The sequence below is a fragment of the Chryseobacterium gambrini genome (assembly GCF_900156825.1).
GTDB lineage: Bacteria > Bacteroidota > Bacteroidia > Flavobacteriales > Weeksellaceae > Chryseobacterium > Chryseobacterium gambrini.
Map to the genome: position 1 here is coordinate 1 of NZ_FTOV01000032.1, position 3,763 is coordinate 3,763.

General features: G+C 31.5%; 6 protein-coding genes. All 6 read left to right on the forward strand.

The window, feature by feature from the left end; all coding sequences use genetic code 11:
- Positions 1-1,065: RHS repeat domain-containing protein (locus tag BW951_RS22470; RefSeq protein WP_139326244.1), on the forward strand; the 1,065-nt coding region annotated here is incomplete at its 5' end.
- On the forward strand, positions 1,065-1,454 hold the full coding sequence (locus BW951_RS22105; protein ID WP_139326245.1) for a hypothetical protein: 390 nt from the start codon (positions 1,065-1,067) through the stop codon (positions 1,452-1,454). The genes BW951_RS22470 and BW951_RS22105, both read left to right, overlap by 1 nt.
- A gap of 121 nt (positions 1,455-1,575) precedes the next feature.
- Complete coding sequence (locus BW951_RS23210) at positions 1,576-2,571, forward strand: RHS repeat domain-containing protein (protein WP_333781129.1); 996 nt, start codon at positions 1,576-1,578, stop codon at positions 2,569-2,571.
- Between the two features lie 15 nt (positions 2,572-2,586).
- On the forward strand, positions 2,587-3,150 hold the full coding sequence (locus BW951_RS22115) for a M23 family metallopeptidase (protein WP_076396842.1): 564 nt from the start codon (positions 2,587-2,589) through the stop codon (positions 3,148-3,150).
- Between the two features lie 249 nt (positions 3,151-3,399).
- Positions 3,400-3,534: a hypothetical protein gene (locus BW951_RS23160; protein WP_262487847.1), complete on the forward strand. Its 135-nt coding sequence runs from the start codon at positions 3,400-3,402 to the stop codon at positions 3,532-3,534.
- The coding region (locus BW951_RS22120) for a hypothetical protein (protein WP_139326246.1) at positions 3,531-3,763 on the forward strand (233 nt) is incomplete at its 3' end. The genes BW951_RS23160 and BW951_RS22120, both read left to right, overlap by 4 nt.

Genomic DNA, 3,763 nt, shown 5'->3' on the forward strand with positions numbered 1-3,763 from the left:
AATTCTGAACTGCAGTTTTTGCCGACTTCAGAAGGATTTTACGATTACATAAAAAATCAATATATTTACCAGTATAAAGATCACTTGGGAAATACAAGGGTAAGTTTTGGGAAAAACAGCGCAGGAGTTCTAGAAATTGTGGATGCTAATGATTATTATCCTTTCGGAATGAATCATTTGAAGAGTGGAAATTCATTCTTTGGATCAAGTTCGTATAAGAATTACAAGTACAACGGTAAAGAATTGCAGGAGTCCGGCATGTATGATTACGGAGCAAGATTTTATATGCCTGACATCGGAAGGTGGGGTGTGGTGGATATGAAAGCAGAGAAATACAATTCTATGTCTCCTTATAATTATACAGCTAATAATCCCATAATATTTATTGATCCTGATGGTAAGGATTTAATAGTTACAACTTTTGGAGATCAACAAAGAGTATTTGATATATTTAAAAATATTATCCAAAATGATTTTGGAAATAATGTAACAGTAAATATAGATAAGAGTGGATTGGTATCTTTTGTACTTGCAGAAGGAGCTGTTCTTTCTGGTGTTCAGCAACGATTATATGATGCATATAGTATGCTACTCGCTCCAGGTTCTAAAACTACAATATCATTGACAGAGAAAAGCAGTAAAACCTTAATAGGTGGATTTGATATTTCTTTAGGAGATGATGGTAAAAAATATCAAAACACTGTCGATTTATGGGATGTACAACATGCTGCAACTGAAAACAATTTAGCATCAACGGATATTTTTCATGAAGCATATGAATCTTTTTTGGCACAGAATGTTCCTGAGGTAGCAAGTTTATCTCAAGATAATGCTTATGACGTTGTACATCCTATGGCAGTTACTAAAGGAGATGAAATACAAGGAGTAAAATCAGGAGAAAATAAAGACGGTAATATAAATACTAAAACAATGAGTTTTACTAATTATCAAAACTTCACTGATAAAAATGGTAACCAAATGCATAGGGTTGTTGTATATCAAAATGGAAATGTAGTTTCTTCTAAAGAGAAAAAAGGGAACATTAACCTTAATGAAATACAATAATGAAAAGGAATTTATTTTTAAGTGTTTGCTTATTATTGTTTTATTCATGCAATTCCAGCAAATTAAGCACTAAAGAAAGTATTGATATTAAGGACTCCATTCAGGTTTCCAATTTTGTGATAAATTCTGGTTTATGCGATAAATTAAGATATATTGAAGATAATAAAAATTATTTTTCAGAAAATATTGGTTACTCTTCGTTAATAATTTTTGATATTAATAAAAAAGAAAAAACAACTCTCAATATTACGTTAGGAAATAAATACAGAAAAACTACCAAAGAAGAAAGAAAGAAGCAAGTTCAGGATTATATTGATAATTTAAAAAATAGAGTGAATTGTAATAAACCATCCGATCTCCTGAAGCAGCTGCCACAAAGGCAGAAATGACAACTCCTGATCTCGCGGATTTATAATCCGTGAGCAACAAGAAAGAACCCACCGCAATTGCGGTGGGTTTTGTGTTATAATAAAGCTGCATTTTTATTAAAGAAGTCTTTAAATTTTAGTAGTGAGTATTATTTTTTATGTTAATAAATTTTGCAGAAATAATCAATATATTTACCAGTATAAAGATCACTTGGGAAATACAAGGGTAAGTTTTGGGAAAAACAGCGCAGGAGTTCTAGAAATTGTGGATGCTAATGATTATTATCCTTTCGGAATGAATCACCTAAAAAGTGGAAATTCTTTCTTTGGATCAAGTTCGTATAAGAATTACAAGTACAATGGGAAGGAATTGCAGGAGACGGGCATGTATGATTATGGAGCAAGATTCTATATGGCAGACATCGGACGTTGGGGCGTCGTAGATCCGCTCGCGGAGAAGTACAGAAGGCATTCTGTTTATAATTACGCTGTAAACAATCCTATTCGATTTATAGATCCTGATGGTCGTGGTGTTAACGATATTGTAATTAAGTATGGAAATAATGAATCAATACGGTTATCATCCGTTAATGATATTCAAAAACTAAAAGGGATTGACAATAGTTTTGTTAAATCTGCATATCAGGCTTTAAATGCTATGAGCACCCAAAAGGATGTGGTTGATGCGTTAAATAATTCTAAAACGACTCAACTAGTAGAATCTTCAGTGACTGTTTTTAATAGTTCGGATCAAACAACTAAATGGAATCCAACTCTGGGAGGGGAAGGATTAACAACAGGAGAAATACTTTCACCAGCATCTTCATTAGTTCACGAACTTAACCATTTTAATCTTTGGAGTGTAGATGAAGGTGTATCGCTTGACGTATACGATCAAACCCCTATTGAAGGTTTTAATAGTTCTTTATCTGAATATAAAGCTGTAGAAGCAGAAACTGCATCAAATAATGGTGTAGCCGTAAGAAACAGTTATGATGATATAAAACCCGTTGTTACAGAAGGACCATTATCGAAAACAAAAGTAAAAGATTACACTCTTCCAGATTCTATTAAAAATCAAAACCAAAGAAATAAACAAATTGAAGCAGAAATTAAAAAAACTATCAAAGGGAATTAATTAAATATTTTAAAAATGAAAACTTGTTATATATTTTTCTTTATCAGCTTATTTCAACAAGTATTTTCTCAATCCTGTAATTGTCCTATAGATGGAGGAAAAATTATAAAGGGTTATAAAAATAATGAGGCTCAACAGGTATATAAAGGAACTTTTTTAAAGGATAATCCTGATATAACTCCTGTTGATTTAACTATTGTAACTAATAATGAGAATGCTATAGTAAGATCAATTGTAAATGGTAAAGTAGTTGATGTTGGTAGTGAATTAGATTATATTGCAATAATATATGATGATAATCAGGTTATTATTTATGATTTAATGAAAGATGTTGTTCTTAAAAAAAATGATATTGTAGAAAAGGGGACAATATTAGGCAAGGTCAAATTAAATAGTTTTACTCCGAAGAATTATAAAGAAATTTTAAATTATGTTGGAGAAATCTACAGTATAAACCTAAGTTTTTATTACATTGATAGTAAAACCGCAGATATGATACACAATCCTATTTCTATGGATAAAATAACTTGTGAAACTATTATCTGTAAAAATTGCCAACCTAAGATTTATGGTATGTAATTTTGATCAGAACATTTTAATGTTCCAAATATATTGGCTTTAAAGTTTTAAAACCTAAAATAAACCACTGCAATCCGCAGTGGTTTTTAGTACGATCGAAATACAATTTCTGTTGTAAATCATCATTTTATAGAATAAAAAGATTTGATTTTGCCTATCGTTCTGCTAAAATACTTTGTAATATATTAACACTGATTATTGCTACGATAGAATCTCATTTTTATTAACTTTTTGTAAATCAATCGCATCATGGATAAACAAACAGCAATTGAAAAATTAAAGGCTATGGCAAATGAGCAAAAAGACAGCCTTAAAAAATTCTTGGCAAAAGAAATATTAACGCACGATGAATCGATTACACCTACAACACCCGCGGATGGATGACCAAGATCAATAATCCGGCAAATCTTAACGGAAAACTGTTTGGATACAAAGTAAAATACAGTGAAGTGGAAGGGCTTGAAACACCCAATACAGACTTTTCTACTCTGAAAGTAAAACCGAAATACAACGGCAACATTGCGGAAGTAGACTGGAGAACAGGAACAACCACAGGAGACAACCTGAGAAGATACGGCTATGTTTATGATGGAGTGAACAGATTACTGGCAGG